Origin of the sequence: Mesorhizobium sp. BH1-1-4 (genome assembly GCF_020165665.1) — a bacterium.
GTDB lineage: Bacteria > Pseudomonadota > Alphaproteobacteria > Rhizobiales > Rhizobiaceae > Mesorhizobium.
In genome coordinates this window covers 344327-359614 of sequence record NZ_JAIUIN010000003.1, presented here as the reverse complement: position 1 = coordinate 359614, position 15288 = coordinate 344327, and the positions used below count along the sequence as shown (strand labels likewise).

Sequence of the window (15288 nt, the reverse complement as noted above, 5' to 3'; positions counted from 1 at the left end):
ACCCGCTCTATCTCCTTGTTTTGACGCAATTCCGGCGGAAAACCGTTTCGCACTTTTCCTGGAATTGGTTGGAGACATTGGTAAAGCAAAGCCCGGCCGGTGGGAACTGTCAGCGGTGTGAATGCCTGGTTCCCTTTTTATGCTGGCGGGACAGCGCCCCTCTCGGTTCTGCCGGATAGAGGGGGGCGCGAAGGATCGCCATCGATTATTTCGAGCGACTTTTCGAAGACTTATCGAGCTTCATTCTCGCGCTGCGCCAGGAACTCGACTTCGAGGTGCCAGTCCGCGCCGTCCTGCGAGCGCTCGCCGAGCCATCGGAAGGAATTTTCGGTGATGCGCGAAAAGCTCCAGCGCACCGAGGCGCCGGTGCCGTCGGCGCCGACCTGCACGATGGTGTCGCCTTCGGCGCGGCCGAGCTGGCGGCTGAAATACTGGTTGCGCGGGTCGCTCCAGAAGATGTGCCAGGCGTCCGTGCCGGGGTCGTAGACCCTGAGCGTCGTGCCGTAAAAGGTCCATTTGCCCAGCGACGGCGAGGGGCCGGCGTCACGCGCGGGCAGGATCCAGACATCCTGGATGGCGCGGCCCTCCAATACCCAGCCGAAATGCACCTCGCCTCGGCCGGTCAGCACCGTGCCGTCTTCGAGATGACGCGCCGCGTCAAACGTCCAGGCGCCGACGAAGCGGCCGTAAAGGTCCAGTTTTTCAGCGAGCCCGTCGATCGGTCCGGGACTGTGCAAGGCTTCGGCAAATGAGGATTGGTCGAACATGGCTGCGGCCTCTTCTTGTCAGGAGACCGCGAGGAATAGGCCCTGGCAGGGTTCTGGGCTTGGGAAAAATTGCTATATTTCGGCCATGACGGCGACCGCGAATACGCTTGCATCGGGACCTGGCTGGCACGTGGCGGACGTGATCTGCACGGCCAGCGCCGGCGATCGACCGGTCGAGGAAGAGCATCGGGATTTCTGCGTCGCGGCCGTCACCAGCGGCACGTTCCGCTACCGCGCCCGGCAAGGCACGGCAATGCTGGCGCCTGGCAGTCTCCTGCTCGGCAATTCCGGGACATGCTATGAGTGCGGGCACGAGCATGGCAGCGGCGACCGTTGCCTCTCTTTCCATTTCGGGCCTGCCTATATGGACCGGATCGTGGCCGATGTACCGGGCGCCAGGACACTCACCTTCGGGGCGCCACGCCTGCCGCCGTTGCCGGCCCTGGCGCCGTTGCTGGCCGAGGCGGAAGCCGCGCGCGAGATTGGCGACGCGGACGCGTTCGAGGAGCTTGCTCTGCGCATCGCGGGGGTCGCCGTGTCCATGGTGTCCGGCGTCACCGATGTCAGGCGAGGCCCGAGCCGCCGCGATCAGCAACGGGTTGCTGATGCGGTACGGCGGATCGAACTGGACGCCGAGGCTGCGATCTCGCTTTCAGCCCTGGCGGACGGTACCGCGACCAGCCCCTATCATTTCCTGCGCGCCTTCCGGCAGGTCGTCGGCATGACGCCCTATCAATACCTGCTCAGGACCCGGTTGCACCGCGCGGCGGTGCGCTTGCGCATGTCGAACGATGCCATCTCGGCAATTGCTTTCGAGGCCGGTTTCAACGATCTGTCGACCTTCAACCGCCGGTTTCGGCGGGTCATGGGCGAGACACCGGGCCGGTATCGTGCCAGACGCGCGGGCTGCAGCTGAAAAGTTGCCCCGCCGGCATCAGTCCATGGTCGGACCGCACCAGCCGGGCAGATAGGCGGCGTCCTTGCCCTTGGCCAGCACGAGCGCATCCTTCATCGCCTTGTCGAAATTTTTCGCCACCGCGCCTTTGTCGATGCGTCGGCGCAGGAAGTCCGCCCACAGGAATTCGCTGAACGGGGTGGTGTCCTTGGCGTAGCCACCCAGCCGGCGCAGTTCGCCCGCCATGCTCCGGTAGGGGTCGTCGACGAGGCCGCCGATGGTCTTCGGCAGGGCCGTATAGTCGCGGCGTTGACCATTTTCATCGAATGGGTGCATCCAGCCGCGGTTGTCGAGCATGAAGAGGAACGCGTCCTTGTCCAGCGCTGACAGGTCACTGATCACCGTCACGAGCACATTCTCTATACCTTCGTCGAGCAAAGCGCGGGCAAGATGATGGTGATCGGTGACGTAGTTGCGATTTTTGGGACCCAACACGACCGGGATCATGTGCTTGCCCAGAAAGGCGCCTGTCTTGGCGGCGCTCTGCGAGCGGATCAACTGGCGTTTGATCTCCACCTCGCGCATGCCGACGGTAATCTGCGTCGGCCGCAGTTCCTTGACCGGAACCGGGGTCACCAGCGGCTCTCTCAGGACGATCATGACGCACTCTCCTGGTTTTCCGGCGGGCCGGAATGCAGAGCCCTGATGGCGGCATCGACACTGTGAAAGATCCGCTGCGGGCCGACGAGATCGATGATGCCGAACCGCGCAAGGGCTGCCTGGGCACGCACCGACTCCATCCGAGCAATGGCGAATATTGCGCCCGCATTGCGGCAATGGGTGATGGTTTCGATCAAAGCCTGGGCGGCGGTGTAGTCGATCTCGACAATGTTACTGGCCTCCAGCACGACGAGTTTCACATCGCCCTGGCCGGCGTCGACCAGATCACAAAAGCCGCGCTTGAAACGGTCGGCATTGACGAAGGACAGCGGCGCCTGGAACGCGGCGACCAGCACGCCGGGAAGTTGTTCGCCAGCGCTCGGCTTGGCCGGCGGCCACCAGACCGAGGTTCCCGGCACTTGTTCCAGTTCGATCGGCAGCGTCCGGGTCGCGCTCCAGATCCCATGCAGCAGCGACAGGCCGATGCCTATAGCCACGCCGGTTTCGATGGGCAGCACGACGATGGCCGCCATGGTGATCAGGATCAACGCGAATTCGACCGGCGCCTGCCGGTAGACGCTGGCGAAAACCTTCCAGCGCAGAATGTGCTGGGCGACGAACATCAGAACCCCGGCAAGGGCGGCCTGCGGAACATCGGCGAGCAGACCGCCGCCAAAGGCACCCAGCGCCAGAACGATGGCCGCGGCGATGAGGCCGGAGAGTTGCGAGCGGCCGCCCGACTGGGAGACGATCGCCGTGCGCGGCGGGCTGGCGTTGACCGCGAAGGCGCCGAACAGGCTGGACGCGATGCTGCCGGCGCCGACACCGACGAAATCCCTGTTAACGTCGGGCGCGTCGCCCCGCGGGGCGAAGGAACGGGAGGTGGCGGCCGTCTGCACCATGACGACGATGGCGATCAGCAAGGCCAATGGAACCAGCGCCTGCACGTCGTCGAGACCGGCCAGCGGCGAGCCTGCCCGCGGCAGGCCGTTCGGCAAGGCGCCAAGCACCTCGACGCCACGATCCTTGAGGCCGAAGACGGCGACCGCCGCCGTGGCAAGCACCATGCCGATCAGCGCGCCCGGGATGCGGGCGCTGATGCGCTCGGAAAACAACACGATCGCGAATACTCCAAGGCCGAGCGCCAGGCTCCAGGGGTTGGTCAGATGGAGGCTGCCGGCGATCTCGCCGATGCGCCGCACGGTTTCGCCGCTTTCGGCGGGCAGGCCGAGCAGTCCGGGCAGTTGCGAAACGATGATGTGGACGGCGATGCCGGCCAGAAAGCCCGTGGTGACCGGCACGGAGAGCAGGTCGGCAATCCAGCCAAGGCGAAAGACACCGCTCAGCATCACGATCAGCCCGACCATCAGCGCCAGGGTGGCAGCCAGCGCCAGATAATGCGGTGAGCCTGATGATGCGAGCAGGGCCAGGCTGCCGGCGAACAGAGGCGTGATGGTCGAATCCGCGCCGGCCGAAAGGTGGCGATTGGCGCCGAACAGGGCAAACGCCACGGAACCGGCGACAAAGGCGAAGAAGCCGATCTCGGGCGCAAAGCCACCGAGCCTGGCCGTTGCCATCTGCTCGGGAATGGCGATGGCGGCCAATGTTATACCCGCGATCAGATCGCCATTGAGATCCCGCGGCGTCCAGCCAACCAGCGCCCGCAAAGGCAGCCACGAGCTCCAGTTGATCGCGCTCGCGGCTTTTGTCCGAGGAAGTTGGTCCATTGCCGGCTTTTGCCTTGGTGGCGGCGAAAAGCATCGTGGCCATATCGTCGCAATCAGCGGTATCCTTTTGAAATTACCACTAAAAATGACACTGGAAAAGTGCCGCGGACATTGGAGTTTCGCCCTTGCATCCTATATAAGCACCAAGTGATTCCTGATTAGATTGTGATCCGATTTGACCGACCAAAAAACACCGCGCGGCGCCGACGGCGGACCCACCGGCATCGAGCCGATCTCCATCATCGAGGAGATGCAGCGTTCCTATCTCGATTACGCCATGAGCGTGATCGTCAGCCGTGCGCTGCCCGACGTGCGCGACGGCCTGAAGCCGGTGCACCGCCGCATTCTCTACGCCGCCCATGAGAGCGGCTACCATTGGAACCGCAAATATGTGAAGTCGGCACGTCCTGTCGCCGACGTGATGGGTAAATACCATCCGCATGGCGATGCCTCGATCTATGACGCCTTGGTGCGCATGGCGCAGGACTGGTCGCTGCGCGTGCCGCTGATCGACGGGCAAGGCAATTTCGGTTCCATCGATGGCGATCCGCCGGCGGCGATGCGCTACACCGAATCGCGCCTGACCAAGGTCGCGCACGAGCTGTTGGAGGATATCGACAAGGACACCGTCGATTTCCAGGACACCTACGATGCTTCGGACACCGAGCCGAAAGTTCTGCCGGCGCGCTTTCCCAATCTGCTGGTCAACGGCTCGGGCGGCATCGCGGTCGGCATGGCCACCAACATCCCGCCGCACAATCTCGGTGAAGTCTGCAACGCCGCCATCGCCGTCATCGACAATCCAGCGATCGACCTGCCGGCGCTGATGGAGATCATTCCGGGCCCCGATTTCCCGACAGGCGGCATCGTGCTTGGCCGTTCCGGCATCTACAGCGCCTATTCGACCGGGCGCGGCTCCGTCGTCATGCGCGGCAAGGTCAACATCGAACAGCGCGGCAACGACCGCGAATCGATCATCATCACCGAGGTTCCCTACCAGGTGAACAAAGCCTCGATGATCGAGAAGATGGCCGAACTGGTGCGCGACAAGCGTATCGAGGGCATTTCCGACATCCGCGACGAAAGCGATCGCCAGGGCTACCGGGTCGTGGTCGAGCTGAAGCGCGACGCCGTCGCCGACGTGGTCCTCAACCAGCTTTACCGTTTCACGCCGCTGCAGACATCCTTTGGCGCCAATATGGTGGCGCTCAATGGCGGCAAGCCGGAGTTGCTGACGCTCACAGACATGCTGAAGGCGTTCGTCACCTTCCGCGAAGAAGTGATCAGCCGGCGGACAAAGTTCCTGCTGCGCAAGGCGCGCGACCGCGCCCATGTGCTGGTTGGCCTGGCTATCGCCGTCGCCAATATCGACGAGGTTATCAAGCTCATCCGCACCGCGCCGGATCCGCAGACGGCGCGCGAGCAGTTGATGGAGCGGCGCTGGCCCTCCGGCGATGTCGAATCATTGATCCTGCTGATCGACGATCCGCGCCACCGCATTAATGAGGACGGCACCTACAATCTGTCCGAGGAACAGGCTCGCGCCATCCTCGAACTGCGCCTGCAGCGCCTGACAGCGCTTGGCCGCGACGAAATCGCCGATGAGTTGAACACGATCGGCGACGAGATCAAGGACTACCTCGACATCCTGTCGTCCCGCGCCCGTATCCAGCAGATCGTCAAGGACGAGCTCGCCGCCGTGCGCGACGAGTTCGGCACGCCACGCCGCACCGAGCTCACCGACGGTGGCGCGGACATGGAAGACGAGGACCTGATCCAGCGCGAGGACATGGTCGTGACGGTGAGCCATTCCGGCTACATAAAGCGCGTGCCGCTGTCGCTCTACCGGGCACAGCGCCGTGGCGGCAAGGGCCGCTCCGGAATGTCGACCAAGGAAGAGGATTTCGTCACAAGGCTGTTCGTCGCCAACACGCATACGCCGGTGCTGTTCTTCTCCTCGCGCGGCATCGTCTACAAGGAAAAGGTCTGGCGCCTGCCGATCGGCAACCCGCAGTCGCGAGGCAAGGCGCTGATCAACATGCTGCCGCTGGAGCAGGGCGAGCGCATCACCACCATCATGCCGCTGCCCGAGGACGAGACCAGCTGGGGCGATCTCGACGTGATGTTCGCCACGACGCGCGGCACCGTGCGCCGCAACAAACTGTCCGACTTCGTCCAGGTCAATCGCAATGGCAAGATCGCCATGAAGCTGGAGGAGGAGGGCGACGAAATTCTCGGCGTCGAGACCTGTACCGACAATGACGACGTGCTTTTGACGGCGAATTCGGGTCAGTGCATTCGCTTCTCCGTCGGCGACGTGCGCGTCTTCCAGAGCCGCAATTCGGTTGGCGTTCGCGGCATCACCATGGCTGAAACCGACCGCATCATCTCCATGTCGGTGATCGAGCATGTCAATGCTTCACCGGCGGAACGCGCCGCTTACCTCAAGCGGGCGGCGTCGGAGCGGCGGCTTGCCGCCGAGACGGCCGGAGAGGAAGAAGAGATCGCGCTCACCAATGAAGAGGTCGGCGAGGAGACGGAGCTTTCCGACGAGCGCTACGAATTCCTCAAGGCGCATGAACAGTATGTGCTGACGGTGACCGAATATGGCTACGGCAAACGCTCTTCGTCCTACGATTTCCGGCTGACCGGACGCGGCGGCAAGGGCATCCGTGCCACCGACGTCTCGAAGACGGCCGAGATCGGCCGTCTGGTGGCGACCTTCCCGGTCGGCAATGACGATCAGATCATGCTGGTGTCGGACGGCGGCACCGTCATCCGGGTGCCTGTCAACGGCATCCGTTTCGCCAGCCGCGCCACCAAGGGCGTGACCATCTTCAACACGGCTGAAGGTGAAAAGGTGGTTTCGGTCGAGCGGATTTCGGAGCCGCAATCGGACGAGGAAGTGGAAGAGGCCGTCGAGAGTGGCACGGAATCCGATCCGACGACTGATGCCGGCCCGGATAGCGCCGAATAATCCTGTGCCAGACATAGCAACGCCGGCCTGATGGCCGGCGCGGCAGCAATGCGAGATTGACTTAGTAGTGACGATACGGCTTGCGCGGGCCGAAGCCCTCGAAGCGCTTGGTGTTTGCCTTGACGCGGATGCGCTGTGCCTCCTGATGCAGCCCGAATACTGTGGCGATCAGCATGGCGACGGTCATTGCGGTGGCGAGCATGTAGATCAGCATATGCGTGTTCTCCTGCGCCTTACAACGGATAGATGGGATTTTGGTTTCATCTTATTAAGGTGCAACCTAGTGAACGCTGCGTGAAGGCTTCGTGATCAGCGTGTTCATCTGTCGTTCATGTGCCGGAAAAGGTTCACGGCCCCGCGTGCCAATCGGATTTGCCTTTGTGAGAGAGGCTCGCTAGAAGCTCCGCCATGACCGAACGCATCGCCCTTTATGCCGGCTCTTTCGACCCGCTGACCAATGGCCATCTCGATGTGCTGAAGGCGTCACTGGCGGTTGCCGACATCGTTTATGCCGCGATCGGCATTCATCCCGGCAAGAAACCGCTGTTTTCCTTCGAGGAACGGGTGAAGCTGATTGAAACCGCGACCAAGGCGGAATTTGGCAGCGATGGCGCCCGCATCAAGGTTGTCGCCTTTGATGGATTGGTCATCGACGCCGCCAGGAGAGAGGGCGCCTCGATCATGATCCGCGGCCTGCGCGACGGGACCGACCTCGACTACGAGATGCAGATGGCCGGCATGAACGAGACCATGGCGCCGGAGTTGCAGACCGTTTTTCTGCCCGCCAGCCCGTCGGTGCGCACCATTACCGCCACACTTGTGCGCCAGATAGCCTCGATGGGTGGCGACATCCGCCCCTTCGTGCCGGCTGCCGTTGCCGGCGCGCTCACCGCCAAATTCGCGAAATAGAAATTCCGGAGACCTTCCATGCAGCTGAAGAAGCTTGCCTCGTTCCTCGTCGTGCTTGCCGGTCTCGTGACCGCATCGGTCTCGGCCTATGCCGCCGACCCGGAAAACACCATGATCATCACGCTGAAGGGCGGCGACGTCACCATTGCGTTGCGCCCAGATCTGGCACCCAAGCATGTCGCGCAGATCAAGAAGCTCGTGCGTGATCATGCCTATGACAATGTTGCCTTCCACCGCGTCATCGGCGGCTTCATGGCGCAGACCGGCGACGTCAAGTTCGGTAACATGGAGAAGGGATTTAACGCCCAGGCCGTCGGCACCGGCGGCTCGGACCTGCCCGATCTGCCGGCCGAATTCTCGCAGACCGAGCACTACAAGCGCGGCGTGGTCGGCATGGCCCGTTCGCAGGATCCGAACTCCGCCAATTCGCAGTTCTTCATCATGTTCGCACCGGCACCGCCGCTCGATGGCCAGTACACCATCGTCGGCAATGTCGTCAGCGGCATGGACCTGGTGGACAAGATCAAGAAGGGCGACGAGGCGGACAATGGCACGGTCACCGATCCCGACCGGATGATCAAGGTGCGCATCGCCGCCGACAAATAGTTCCATTTTACAAAAGGATATCTGACATGGCTGAGATCAAGGACCGCGAGAACGCGCTCATCATGGAAACGACCAAGGGCAAGGTCGTCATCGAACTGTTTCCCGATTTGGCCCCCGGCCATGTCACCCGTATCAAGGAACTGGCGCGCGAAGGCGCCTATGACGGCGTGGTCTTCCACCGCGTCATCGAGGGCTTCATGGCGCAGACCGGCGACGTCAAGTTCGGCAATTCGAGCAAGCCCTCCTTCGCGCCGTCGCGCGCGGGCATGGGCGGCTCGGAAAAGCCCGACCTGAAGGCTGAATTCTCCAACGCCAATCACGGCCGCGGAACCTGCTCGATGGCCCGTTCGCAGAACCCGAACTCGGCCAACTCGCAGTTCTTCATCTGCTTCGACGATGCCGCGTTCCTCAACCGCCAGTACACGGTCTGGGGCCAGGTCATCGAAGGCATGGACAATGTCGACAAGATCAAGCGCGGCGAGCCGGTGCAGGATCCCGACAAGATCGTGTCGCTGAAGGTCGCGGCGGACGTCAAGTAAGGCGAAACGACAATGATGGGCGTCGTCTGGTCGCTTCTCGGCATCCTGTCCGGCGCCTTCATTGCCATTCAGGCGCCGATCAACTCGCAGTTGGCGCGCGGCCTGGGTCTCCCGGTCGCGGCGGCCGCGTTTTCGTTCCTGTCGGGCGCGATCGTTCTCGGCATCATCTCGGTCACCGTGGTGAAGCTGCAAGGCATCTCGCTCGACTGGAAGGCCCCGGCGCCCTGGCTATACGTCGCCGGCGGCATGCTCGGCGGCTTCTATGTCACGCTCTCCACCATCCTGACGCCGCGCATCGGCGCCGCCGCGCTGATGGCATTCCTGGTGGCTGGTCAATTGCTCGCCGGCGTGCTCATCGACCGCGTCGGCTTCCTTGGCGTCGCGGTGCGTGAAATCTCGCTCGGCCGCATCGCCGGGGCGGTACTGCTCTTGGCCGGAGCGCTGCTCGTCCGGTTGTTTTGAGCCCCGATGCGCGTCGACCTCTTCGACTTCGACCTGCCGGAGGAGCGCATCGCGCTTCGCCCGGCGGAACCGCGCGACAGCGCCAGGATGCTGGTGGTCAAGCCGGGCGAAGGGGTGGAAGGCCGGACCGTCGGCGACCTGCCATCCTTGCTCCGTGCCGGCGACGTGCTGGTCTTCAACGACACCAAGGTCATCCCCGCACACCTCAAGGGCATCAGGCGGCGTGGCGGGGCAGAGGCGCAGGTCGAGGCCACGCTGCACATGCGCGTGGCGCCGGATCGATGGCTGGCGTTCATGCGGCCGGGCAAGCGTATTGCCGCCGGCGACCGCATCCATTTCGGCCATGACGGCAATTCCTGTTTCCTCGGCCAGCTCGACGCGACTGTGATCGAGAAGGGCGAGGGCGGCGAAGCGTTGCTTGGCTTCGACCTAGCGGGGCCTTTCCTCGATGAGGCGCTGCACGCCGTCGGCCACATCCCGCTGCCGCCCTATATCGCCTCGAAGCGCGATGACGACGAGCGCGATCGCGCCGATTACCAGACCATCTATGCCCGGGAGGAAGGTGCGGTAGCAGCACCCACCGCCGGCCTGCATTTCACGCCGGAGCTTTTCGCGGCGCTCGACGCCAAGGGGATCGAGCGCCATTTCGTCACGCTGCATGTCGGCGCCGGTACGTTCCTGCCGGTGAAGGCGGACGATACATCAGACCACAAGATGCACGCCGAGATCGGCTCGGTCAGCGCAGCGACAGCCAGGGCGCTCAACGCGGCCAAGGCGAGGGGCGGGCGCATCATTGCCGTCGGTACGACGTCGTTGCGCCTGCTGGAGAGCGCGGCGCGTGAGGACGGCAAGCTCGCTGCCTGGTCCGGCCCCACCGATATCTTCATCACGCCCGGCTACCGTTTTCGCACCGCCGACATGCTGATGACCAATTTCCATCTGCCGCGCTCGACATTGTTCATGCTGGTCTCGGCCTTCAGCGGCCTCGACACGATGCGAGCGGCCTATGCGCACGCCATCGAGAGCGGATACAGGTTCTATTCCTATGGAGACGCCAGTCTTCTGTTCAGGGAGGAGAACGATGGACGATGATCTGCAAACCCTCGATCGCGAAAGCCTTGTCGCGGAAGTGAAAAAGCTGCGCGCCGGCATCCGCGCCCACCGCGATACTTCGGGCCATGATCTTTGCTGGCATCACCCCGACCTGTGGGACCTGCTGCCTGAAAAGACCGAGCCGGCGATCGCCGTGCCGCCCTGGCCAAAATTCATACGCGGCTGCATCCAATACCGCCAGTCGCTCGACAGGCAGGCGCCGGATGCCCCGGTCCACGACAAGGAATTCAATGGCTGAGACGTTCACCTTCAAGGTTCTGGCGACCGACGGGAAGGCGCGGCGTGGCCTGATCGACATGCCGCGCGGCGAAATCCGCACGCCGGCCTTCATGCCGGTCGGCACCGGCGGCACGGTCAAGGCCATGTATATGGACCAGGTGCGCGGCGTCGGCGCCGACATCATCCTGGGCAACACCTATCACCTGATGTTGCGCCCCGGCGCCGAGCGCGTGGCGCGGCTTGGCGGGCTGCACGAATTCGCCCACTGGCCGCATCCGATCCTGACCGACAGCGGCGGTTTCCAGGTGATGTCGCTGTCGAAGCTGAGGAAGCTGACGGAAAAGGGCGTCACCTTCCGCTCGCATATCGACGGCGCCGCCTATGAGATGTCGCCGGAACGGTCGATCGAGATCCAGGGATTGCTCGATTCCGACATCCAGATGCAGCTCGACGAATGCACGGCGCTGCCGGCCGAATTGAAAGAGATCGAGCGCGCCATGGAACTGTCGCTGCGCTGGGCCGAGCGCTGCAAGACGGCGTTCGGCGACCAGCCGGGCAAGGCGATGTTCGGTATCGTGCAGGGCGGTGACAATGCAACACTCAGGGTGCGTTCGGCGCAGGCACTGGGCGCGATGAACCTCAAGGGCTATGCGGTTGGCGGCCTGGCTGTCGGCGAACCGCAAGCCGTGATGCTCGACATGCTCGACATCACCTGTCCCGAACTGCCTTCGGACAAGCCGCGCTATCTCATGGGCGTCGGCACGCCGGACGATATCTTGAAATCAGTGGCGCGCGGCATCGACATGTTCGACTGCGTGATGCCGACGCGGGCTGGCCGGCATGGCCTTGCCTATACCAGGCGCGGCAAGGTCAATCTGCGCAACGCCCGGCATGCCGACGATCCGCGCCCGCTCGACGAAGAGAGTGATTGCCCCGCCGCACGCGATTATTCGCGCGCCTATCTGCACCATCTCGTGCGTTCGCAGGAAGCGCTCGGCGCAATGCTGCTGACCTGGAACAACCTGTCCTATTATCAGAAGCTGATGCAGGACATCCGGGCCGCGATCGAAGCCGGCGCCTTCGAGGCGCGTGGAGCCGAGATCACCGAGCGCTGGGCCAGGGGCGATATCCCGGCGCTGTAAAGCCCCGGTGCCGTAACCTCAGGTGCTGAGCGAGTTCGATGCCCGCAAGCTGCAGCCGGTGATCTGGAATGTGCCGTCAGGCTGCTGCTGCAGCGTATAGACCGCCTCATAATCCTTGCCGTCAGGGCCGACGATCAGCACCTGCTGGACGATCGAACCGGGACCAGTCTGCTCGACCTTGCCGAAAGCGTAGGACTGCGGCTTGCGCACAGGCGGGTAGCCATTGGTCACCATGTTCATGAAGGCATCGACGGTCGGGAAGACCTGCTTCACGTTCGGAGCGGCGAAGCTGTAGGCCTTGGCGCCGTCATTGGCGATGAGCGCCTTCAACTGACCGTCGATGACGGCCTGGCCAGCCTGAACCTCGGCATCTCCGGCAAGCGCCTGGGAAACCAGCATGAGCGAAACGAACGCGAATGCGAAAAAGCCGCGGCGCATGGCCTGTCTCCACCGTCCCTCGAACCACCTCCAGAAAAGTTTTCAGGAGACATCCTAACATACGCGCGAGGGCGCTTCACGGTTTCAGCGGCCGCCGATATTCGTACTCATCCCGCCGGATTCCCTATGCTTAAGCCTCCTTTAAGATGGGGCGCTCATCGTACATTCGGGGAAGGAGCGTGCAATGGGACACATGATTTTCACGCATCCGGTTGGCAGACGCCTGTTGCTGAAAGGTGCCGCCAGTCTTGTCGCCCTTGCGCCGCTGCCGGCTTGGGCGAGGGCGGCACCGACTGTCACCGATGTGGCCTTCGATCCGGCGATCCCGGCACTGGGCAATCCCGAGGGCGATGTGACCATCGCCGAATTCGTCGATTATCAATGCCCTATCTGCAAGCTGGTCTTTGTCGAGCTGAAGAAGCTGATGGCCGAGGATGGCGGCATCCGGCTGGTGATGAAGGACTGGCCGATCTTTGGCGATGTCTCGCGCGACGCCGCAAGGATGGCTTTGTCGGCCGGCGACCACTATGCAGCCGCGGTGGATGCGCTGATGGCCAATGAGCGTGGGCTTTCCGAGCGTCGCACCGACGTTATTCTCGGATCTGTCGGCGTCGATGTTGCAAAGGCGCGCACCGGTCTCGCCGGCCACCGGCCGCGGATCGATGCCTTGCTGTCGCGCAACGACGCCCAGGCCGCGGCGTTCAGGCTGCAGGGTACGCCGGCATTGGTGATCGGTGGCAGGCTGTTCAAGCGCGGCATGCCGGTTGCGGAGCTGCGCGAGGCCGTGGCCAGGGCTCGCGCCGGCTAAGTGCGGATTCCAACGCTTGAAAGCCCGCCTCCAGTCTGCCAGAAGGGCCGCTTGGACCTGGAAGTTTAGCGGGACGAAGCCATGAAGGCGTTTTTCGTGCAGATCAAATGCGAGCTGGGCAAATCCTATGAGGTTGCCAGCGCGCTTGCCGACGCCGAGATCGCCTCGGAAATCTACTCCACCGCCGGCAATTACGATCTGCTCGCCAAATTCTATGTCGACGATGAGGAAGACGTCGGCCATTTCGTCAATGAGAAGGTGCAGATTCTCCCCGGCATCAAGGACACGTTCACCGTCGTCACCTTCCGCGCCTTCTAGGAGAGCGAGGCGCTTGCCCGGGCACGAGGCAAAGGCTGATCAAGCGCTTGTTGGGGCTGCCTTAATTTTAGGCAGCCGCAACATACTGGTCGTCCGCTTACCCCAAATCATCGATTGCGCTTGATTTTCTCGGGCGACGCCAGTGAAATGGCGTCACAGGGGAGTATGCGATTGGCAGCGTTCGATGAAATGCTTCCGGAGGTATCCGGACTGAGAAGACCGTATTCGGCTTACGATCGCTGGCTGAAGGAGCAGGATCCAGCCAGGCTTACCGAGAAGATGCAGGACGCCGAACGCGTCTTCCGCAAGACCGGCATCACCTTCGCCGTCTATGGCGAGCAGGAAGCCTCCGAACGGCTGATCCCATTCGATATCGTCCCACGCATCATTTCAGGCAATGAGTGGCGCAGGCTGACGCAAGGCATCGAGCAGCGCGTGCAGGCTCTGAACGCCTTCCTCGACGACATCTACCATCGCCAGGAAATCCTGCGCGCCGGCCGCGTCCCTCGGGACCTGATCGCCAAAAACGAGGCTTTCCTGCCCGAGATGATCGGCGTGCGGCCGCCGGCCGGCGTCTACACGCACATCATCGGCGTCGATATCGTGCGCATCAGCGAGGACGAATTCTACGTTCTGGAAGACAATGCGCGCACCCCGTCCGGTGTCTCCTACATGCTGGAGAACCGCGAAACGATGATGCAGCTCTTTCCCGAGCTGTTCCAGAAGATCAAGGTGCGGCCGGTGGAGAACTACCCGCAGCTGCTGCGCCAGTCGCTGGCGGCGGTTCGCCCGCAGAGCACGAAGGGCGCGCCGACCATCGCCGTGCTGACACCCGGCAGCTTCAATTCCGCCTATTTCGAACACGCTTTCTTGGCCGACCAGATGGGTGTGCAACTGGTGGAGGGCCAGGATCTGCGCGTCGTCGACGGCCATGTCGCGATGCGCACCACCGAAGGCTACAAACAGATCGACGTGCTTTACCGCCGCGTCGATGATTCCTTCCTCGACCCGCTGACCTTCCGGCCGGATTCGGCGCTTGGCATACCCGGCATCATGGATGTCTACCGCGCCGGCAACATCACCATCGCCAACGCGCCGGGAACCGGCATTGCCGACGATAAGGCGATCTATTCCTACATGCCCGAGATCGTCGAATTCTATACCGGCCGCAAGGCAATCCTCGGCAACATCCCGACTTGGCGCTGTTCGGAGCCGGACAGCCTGAAATACGTGCTCGAACACATCCACGAACTGGTGATCAAGGAAGTCCATGGCTCGGGCGGCTACGGCATGCTGGTCGGGCCGGCGGCGACCAAGAAGGAATGCCAGGATTTTGCCAAGAAGCTGCAGGCCAAACCGTCTAATTACATCGCCCAGCCGACGCTTGCCCTCTCAACCTGCCCGATCCTGACTGAAAAGGGGTTGGCGCCGCGTCACGTCGATTTGCGGCCCTACGTGCTGGTCTCGGACCGCATCCAGATCGTACCCGGCGGGCTGACGCGCGTCGCGCTCAAGGAAGGCTCGCTGGTCGTCAATTCCTCGCAAGGCGGCGGCACCAAGGACACCTGGGTGCTGGATGATTGAGATGAGTGAGTAGGGAATAGTCAGTCGTGAGGCAAAGGGGAACGAAATGCCATATTCTATTGAGATTCAAGCGCTTGCGACTTCCTACTCACTATTCCCTGCTCACTAGCCCGAAGGGCCCGAC

17 protein-coding genes are annotated in these 15288 nt (G+C 62.9%); 12 read left to right on the top strand and 5 right to left on the bottom strand.

All coding sequences use genetic code 11. From position 1 onward, the window contains the following. Nucleotides 1–230: 230 nt before the first annotated feature. Nucleotides 231–767: a hypothetical protein gene (locus tag LB569_RS08240; protein ID WP_224691758.1), complete on the bottom strand. Its 537-nt coding sequence runs from the start codon at nucleotides 765–767 to the stop codon at nucleotides 231–233. Nucleotides 768–852: 85 nt separating this feature from the next. Between LB569_RS08240 and LB569_RS08235 the strand changes: the two genes are divergently transcribed. Then, complete coding sequence (locus LB569_RS08235; protein WP_224691757.1) at nucleotides 853–1683, top strand: helix-turn-helix transcriptional regulator; 831 nt, start codon at nucleotides 853–855, stop codon at nucleotides 1681–1683. Nucleotides 1684–1701: 18 nt separating this feature from the next. Here LB569_RS08235 and LB569_RS08230 read toward each other — a convergent pair whose 3' ends face one another. Beyond that, nucleotides 1702–2322: a ParB-like protein gene (locus LB569_RS08230; protein WP_224691755.1), complete on the bottom strand. Its 621-nt coding sequence runs from the start codon at nucleotides 2320–2322 to the stop codon at nucleotides 1702–1704. Continuing rightward, nucleotides 2319–4049 (bottom strand): SulP family inorganic anion transporter, encoded by a 1731-nt coding sequence (locus LB569_RS08225; protein ID WP_224691753.1) that lies wholly within the window; start codon nucleotides 4047–4049, stop codon nucleotides 2319–2321. The genes LB569_RS08230 and LB569_RS08225 overlap by 4 nt, the downstream gene beginning before the upstream one ends. A gap of 175 nt (nucleotides 4050–4224) precedes the next feature. Here LB569_RS08225 and gyrA point away from each other — a divergent pair, with 175 nt between their 5' ends. Further along, nucleotides 4225–7026 carry a DNA gyrase subunit A gene (gene gyrA, locus LB569_RS08220; RefSeq protein WP_224534833.1) on the top strand — a complete coding sequence of 934 codons (2802 nt, stop codon included), beginning with the start codon at nucleotides 4225–4227 and terminating at the stop codon, nucleotides 7024–7026. Nucleotides 7027–7087: 61 nt separating this feature from the next. Here gyrA and LB569_RS08215 read toward each other — a convergent pair whose 3' ends face one another. Next, nucleotides 7088–7240 carry a hypothetical protein gene (locus LB569_RS08215; RefSeq protein ID WP_081714296.1) on the bottom strand — a complete coding sequence of 51 codons (153 nt, stop codon included), beginning with the start codon at nucleotides 7238–7240 and terminating at the stop codon, nucleotides 7088–7090. 194 nt (nucleotides 7241–7434) lie between these two features. Here LB569_RS08215 and coaD point away from each other — a divergent pair, with 194 nt between their 5' ends. The 7 genes from coaD to tgt all read left to right on the top strand — a co-directional run bounded on the left by coaD (nucleotide 7435) and on the right by tgt (nucleotide 12016). Continuing rightward, a complete protein-coding gene (gene coaD, locus LB569_RS08210) occupies nucleotides 7435–7935 on the top strand; it encodes a pantetheine-phosphate adenylyltransferase (protein ID WP_224691752.1) in 501 nt (166 codons plus the stop codon). Between the two features lie 111 nt (nucleotides 7936–8046). Continuing rightward, nucleotides 8047–8541 (top strand): peptidylprolyl isomerase, encoded by a 495-nt coding sequence (locus LB569_RS08205; RefSeq protein ID WP_224535410.1) that lies wholly within the window; start codon nucleotides 8047–8049, stop codon nucleotides 8539–8541. A 26-nt stretch (nucleotides 8542–8567) separates the two neighbouring features. After that, nucleotides 8568–9080, top strand: a complete 513-nt coding sequence (locus LB569_RS08200) for a peptidylprolyl isomerase (protein WP_224691751.1) — start codon at nucleotides 8568–8570, stop codon at nucleotides 9078–9080. A 12-nt stretch (nucleotides 9081–9092) separates the two neighbouring features. Further along, entirely contained in the window at nucleotides 9093–9542 is a 450-nt protein-coding gene (locus LB569_RS08195) for a DMT family transporter (RefSeq protein WP_224691750.1), read from the top strand. 6 nt (nucleotides 9543–9548) lie between these two features. Further along, nucleotides 9549–10634 carry a tRNA preQ1(34) S-adenosylmethionine ribosyltransferase-isomerase QueA gene (gene queA / locus LB569_RS08190; RefSeq protein ID WP_224691749.1) on the top strand — a complete coding sequence of 362 codons (1086 nt, stop codon included), beginning with the start codon at nucleotides 9549–9551 and terminating at the stop codon, nucleotides 10632–10634. Then, nucleotides 10624–10893 carry a hypothetical protein gene (locus LB569_RS08185; protein ID WP_224691748.1) on the top strand — a complete coding sequence of 90 codons (270 nt, stop codon included), beginning with the start codon at nucleotides 10624–10626 and terminating at the stop codon, nucleotides 10891–10893. Before queA ends, LB569_RS08185 begins: the two co-directional genes overlap by 11 nt. Beyond that, nucleotides 10886–12016, top strand: coding sequence for a tRNA guanosine(34) transglycosylase Tgt (gene tgt / locus LB569_RS08180; RefSeq protein ID WP_224691747.1), 1131 nt, complete (start codon nucleotides 10886–10888; stop codon nucleotides 12014–12016). Before LB569_RS08185 ends, tgt begins: the two co-directional genes overlap by 8 nt. Nucleotides 12017–12034: 18 nt before the next feature. On the opposite strand, the gene LB569_RS08175 is transcribed toward tgt, so the two are convergent. Further along, complete coding sequence (locus LB569_RS08175; protein ID WP_224691746.1) at nucleotides 12035–12454, bottom strand: DUF4864 domain-containing protein; 420 nt, start codon at nucleotides 12452–12454, stop codon at nucleotides 12035–12037. Nucleotides 12455–12638: 184 nt separating this feature from the next. On the opposite strand from LB569_RS08175, the gene LB569_RS08170 reads away from it, so the two are divergent. The 3 genes from LB569_RS08170 to LB569_RS08160 all read left to right on the top strand — a co-directional run bounded on the left by LB569_RS08170 (nucleotide 12639) and on the right by LB569_RS08160 (nucleotide 15164). Next, the gene (locus LB569_RS08170) at nucleotides 12639–13262 is read left to right on the top strand and encodes a DsbA family protein (RefSeq protein ID WP_224691745.1); all 624 of its coding nucleotides are present in this window, start codon (nucleotides 12639–12641) and stop codon (nucleotides 13260–13262) included. An 81-nt stretch (nucleotides 13263–13343) separates the two neighbouring features. Further along, a complete protein-coding gene (locus LB569_RS08165; protein WP_010909609.1) occupies nucleotides 13344–13580 on the top strand; it encodes an Lrp/AsnC family transcriptional regulator in 237 nt (78 codons plus the stop codon). Between the two features lie 171 nt (nucleotides 13581–13751). Then, nucleotides 13752–15164 (top strand): circularly permuted type 2 ATP-grasp protein, encoded by a 1413-nt coding sequence (locus LB569_RS08160; protein ID WP_181173531.1) that lies wholly within the window; start codon nucleotides 13752–13754, stop codon nucleotides 15162–15164. Nucleotides 15165–15288 lie beyond the last annotated feature (124 nt).

What these genes read in the sequence shown, in the direction of transcription:
- queA (WP_224691749.1), top strand. Translation starts at nt 9,549, where the DNA reads ATGCGCGTCGACCTCTTCGACTTCGACCTGCCGGAGGAGCGCATCGCG.
- LB569_RS08185 (WP_224691748.1), top strand. Translation starts at nt 10,624, where the DNA reads ATGGACGATGATCTGCAAACCCTCGATCGCGAAAGCCTTGTCGCGGAA.
- coaD (WP_224691752.1), top strand. Translation starts at nt 7,435, where the DNA reads ATGACCGAACGCATCGCCCTTTATGCCGGCTCTTTCGACCCGCTGACC.
- LB569_RS08225 (WP_224691753.1), bottom strand. Translation starts at nt 4,049, where the DNA reads ATGGACCAACTTCCTCGGACAAAAGCCGCGAGCGCGATCAACTGGAGC.
- LB569_RS08205 (WP_224535410.1), top strand. Translation starts at nt 8,047, where the DNA reads ATGATCATCACGCTGAAGGGCGGCGACGTCACCATTGCGTTGCGCCCA.
- LB569_RS08230 (WP_224691755.1), bottom strand. Translation starts at nt 2,322, where the DNA reads ATGATCGTCCTGAGAGAGCCGCTGGTGACCCCGGTTCCGGTCAAGGAA.
- LB569_RS08235 (WP_224691757.1), top strand. Translation starts at nt 853, where the DNA reads ATGACGGCGACCGCGAATACGCTTGCATCGGGACCTGGCTGGCACGTG.
- LB569_RS08165 (WP_010909609.1), top strand. Translation starts at nt 13,344, where the DNA reads ATGAAGGCGTTTTTCGTGCAGATCAAATGCGAGCTGGGCAAATCCTAT.
- LB569_RS08200 (WP_224691751.1), top strand. Translation starts at nt 8,568, where the DNA reads ATGGCTGAGATCAAGGACCGCGAGAACGCGCTCATCATGGAAACGACC.
- tgt (WP_224691747.1), top strand. Translation starts at nt 10,886, where the DNA reads ATGGCTGAGACGTTCACCTTCAAGGTTCTGGCGACCGACGGGAAGGCG.
- LB569_RS08215 (WP_081714296.1), bottom strand. Translation starts at nt 7,240, where the DNA reads ATGCTGATCTACATGCTCGCCACCGCAATGACCGTCGCCATGCTGATC.
- LB569_RS08195 (WP_224691750.1), top strand. Translation starts at nt 9,093, where the DNA reads ATGATGGGCGTCGTCTGGTCGCTTCTCGGCATCCTGTCCGGCGCCTTC.
- LB569_RS08240 (WP_224691758.1), bottom strand. Translation starts at nt 767, where the DNA reads ATGTTCGACCAATCCTCATTTGCCGAAGCCTTGCACAGTCCCGGACCG.
- LB569_RS08175 (WP_224691746.1), bottom strand. Translation starts at nt 12,454, where the DNA reads ATGCGCCGCGGCTTTTTCGCATTCGCGTTCGTTTCGCTCATGCTGGTT.
- LB569_RS08170 (WP_224691745.1), top strand. Translation starts at nt 12,639, where the DNA reads ATGGGACACATGATTTTCACGCATCCGGTTGGCAGACGCCTGTTGCTG.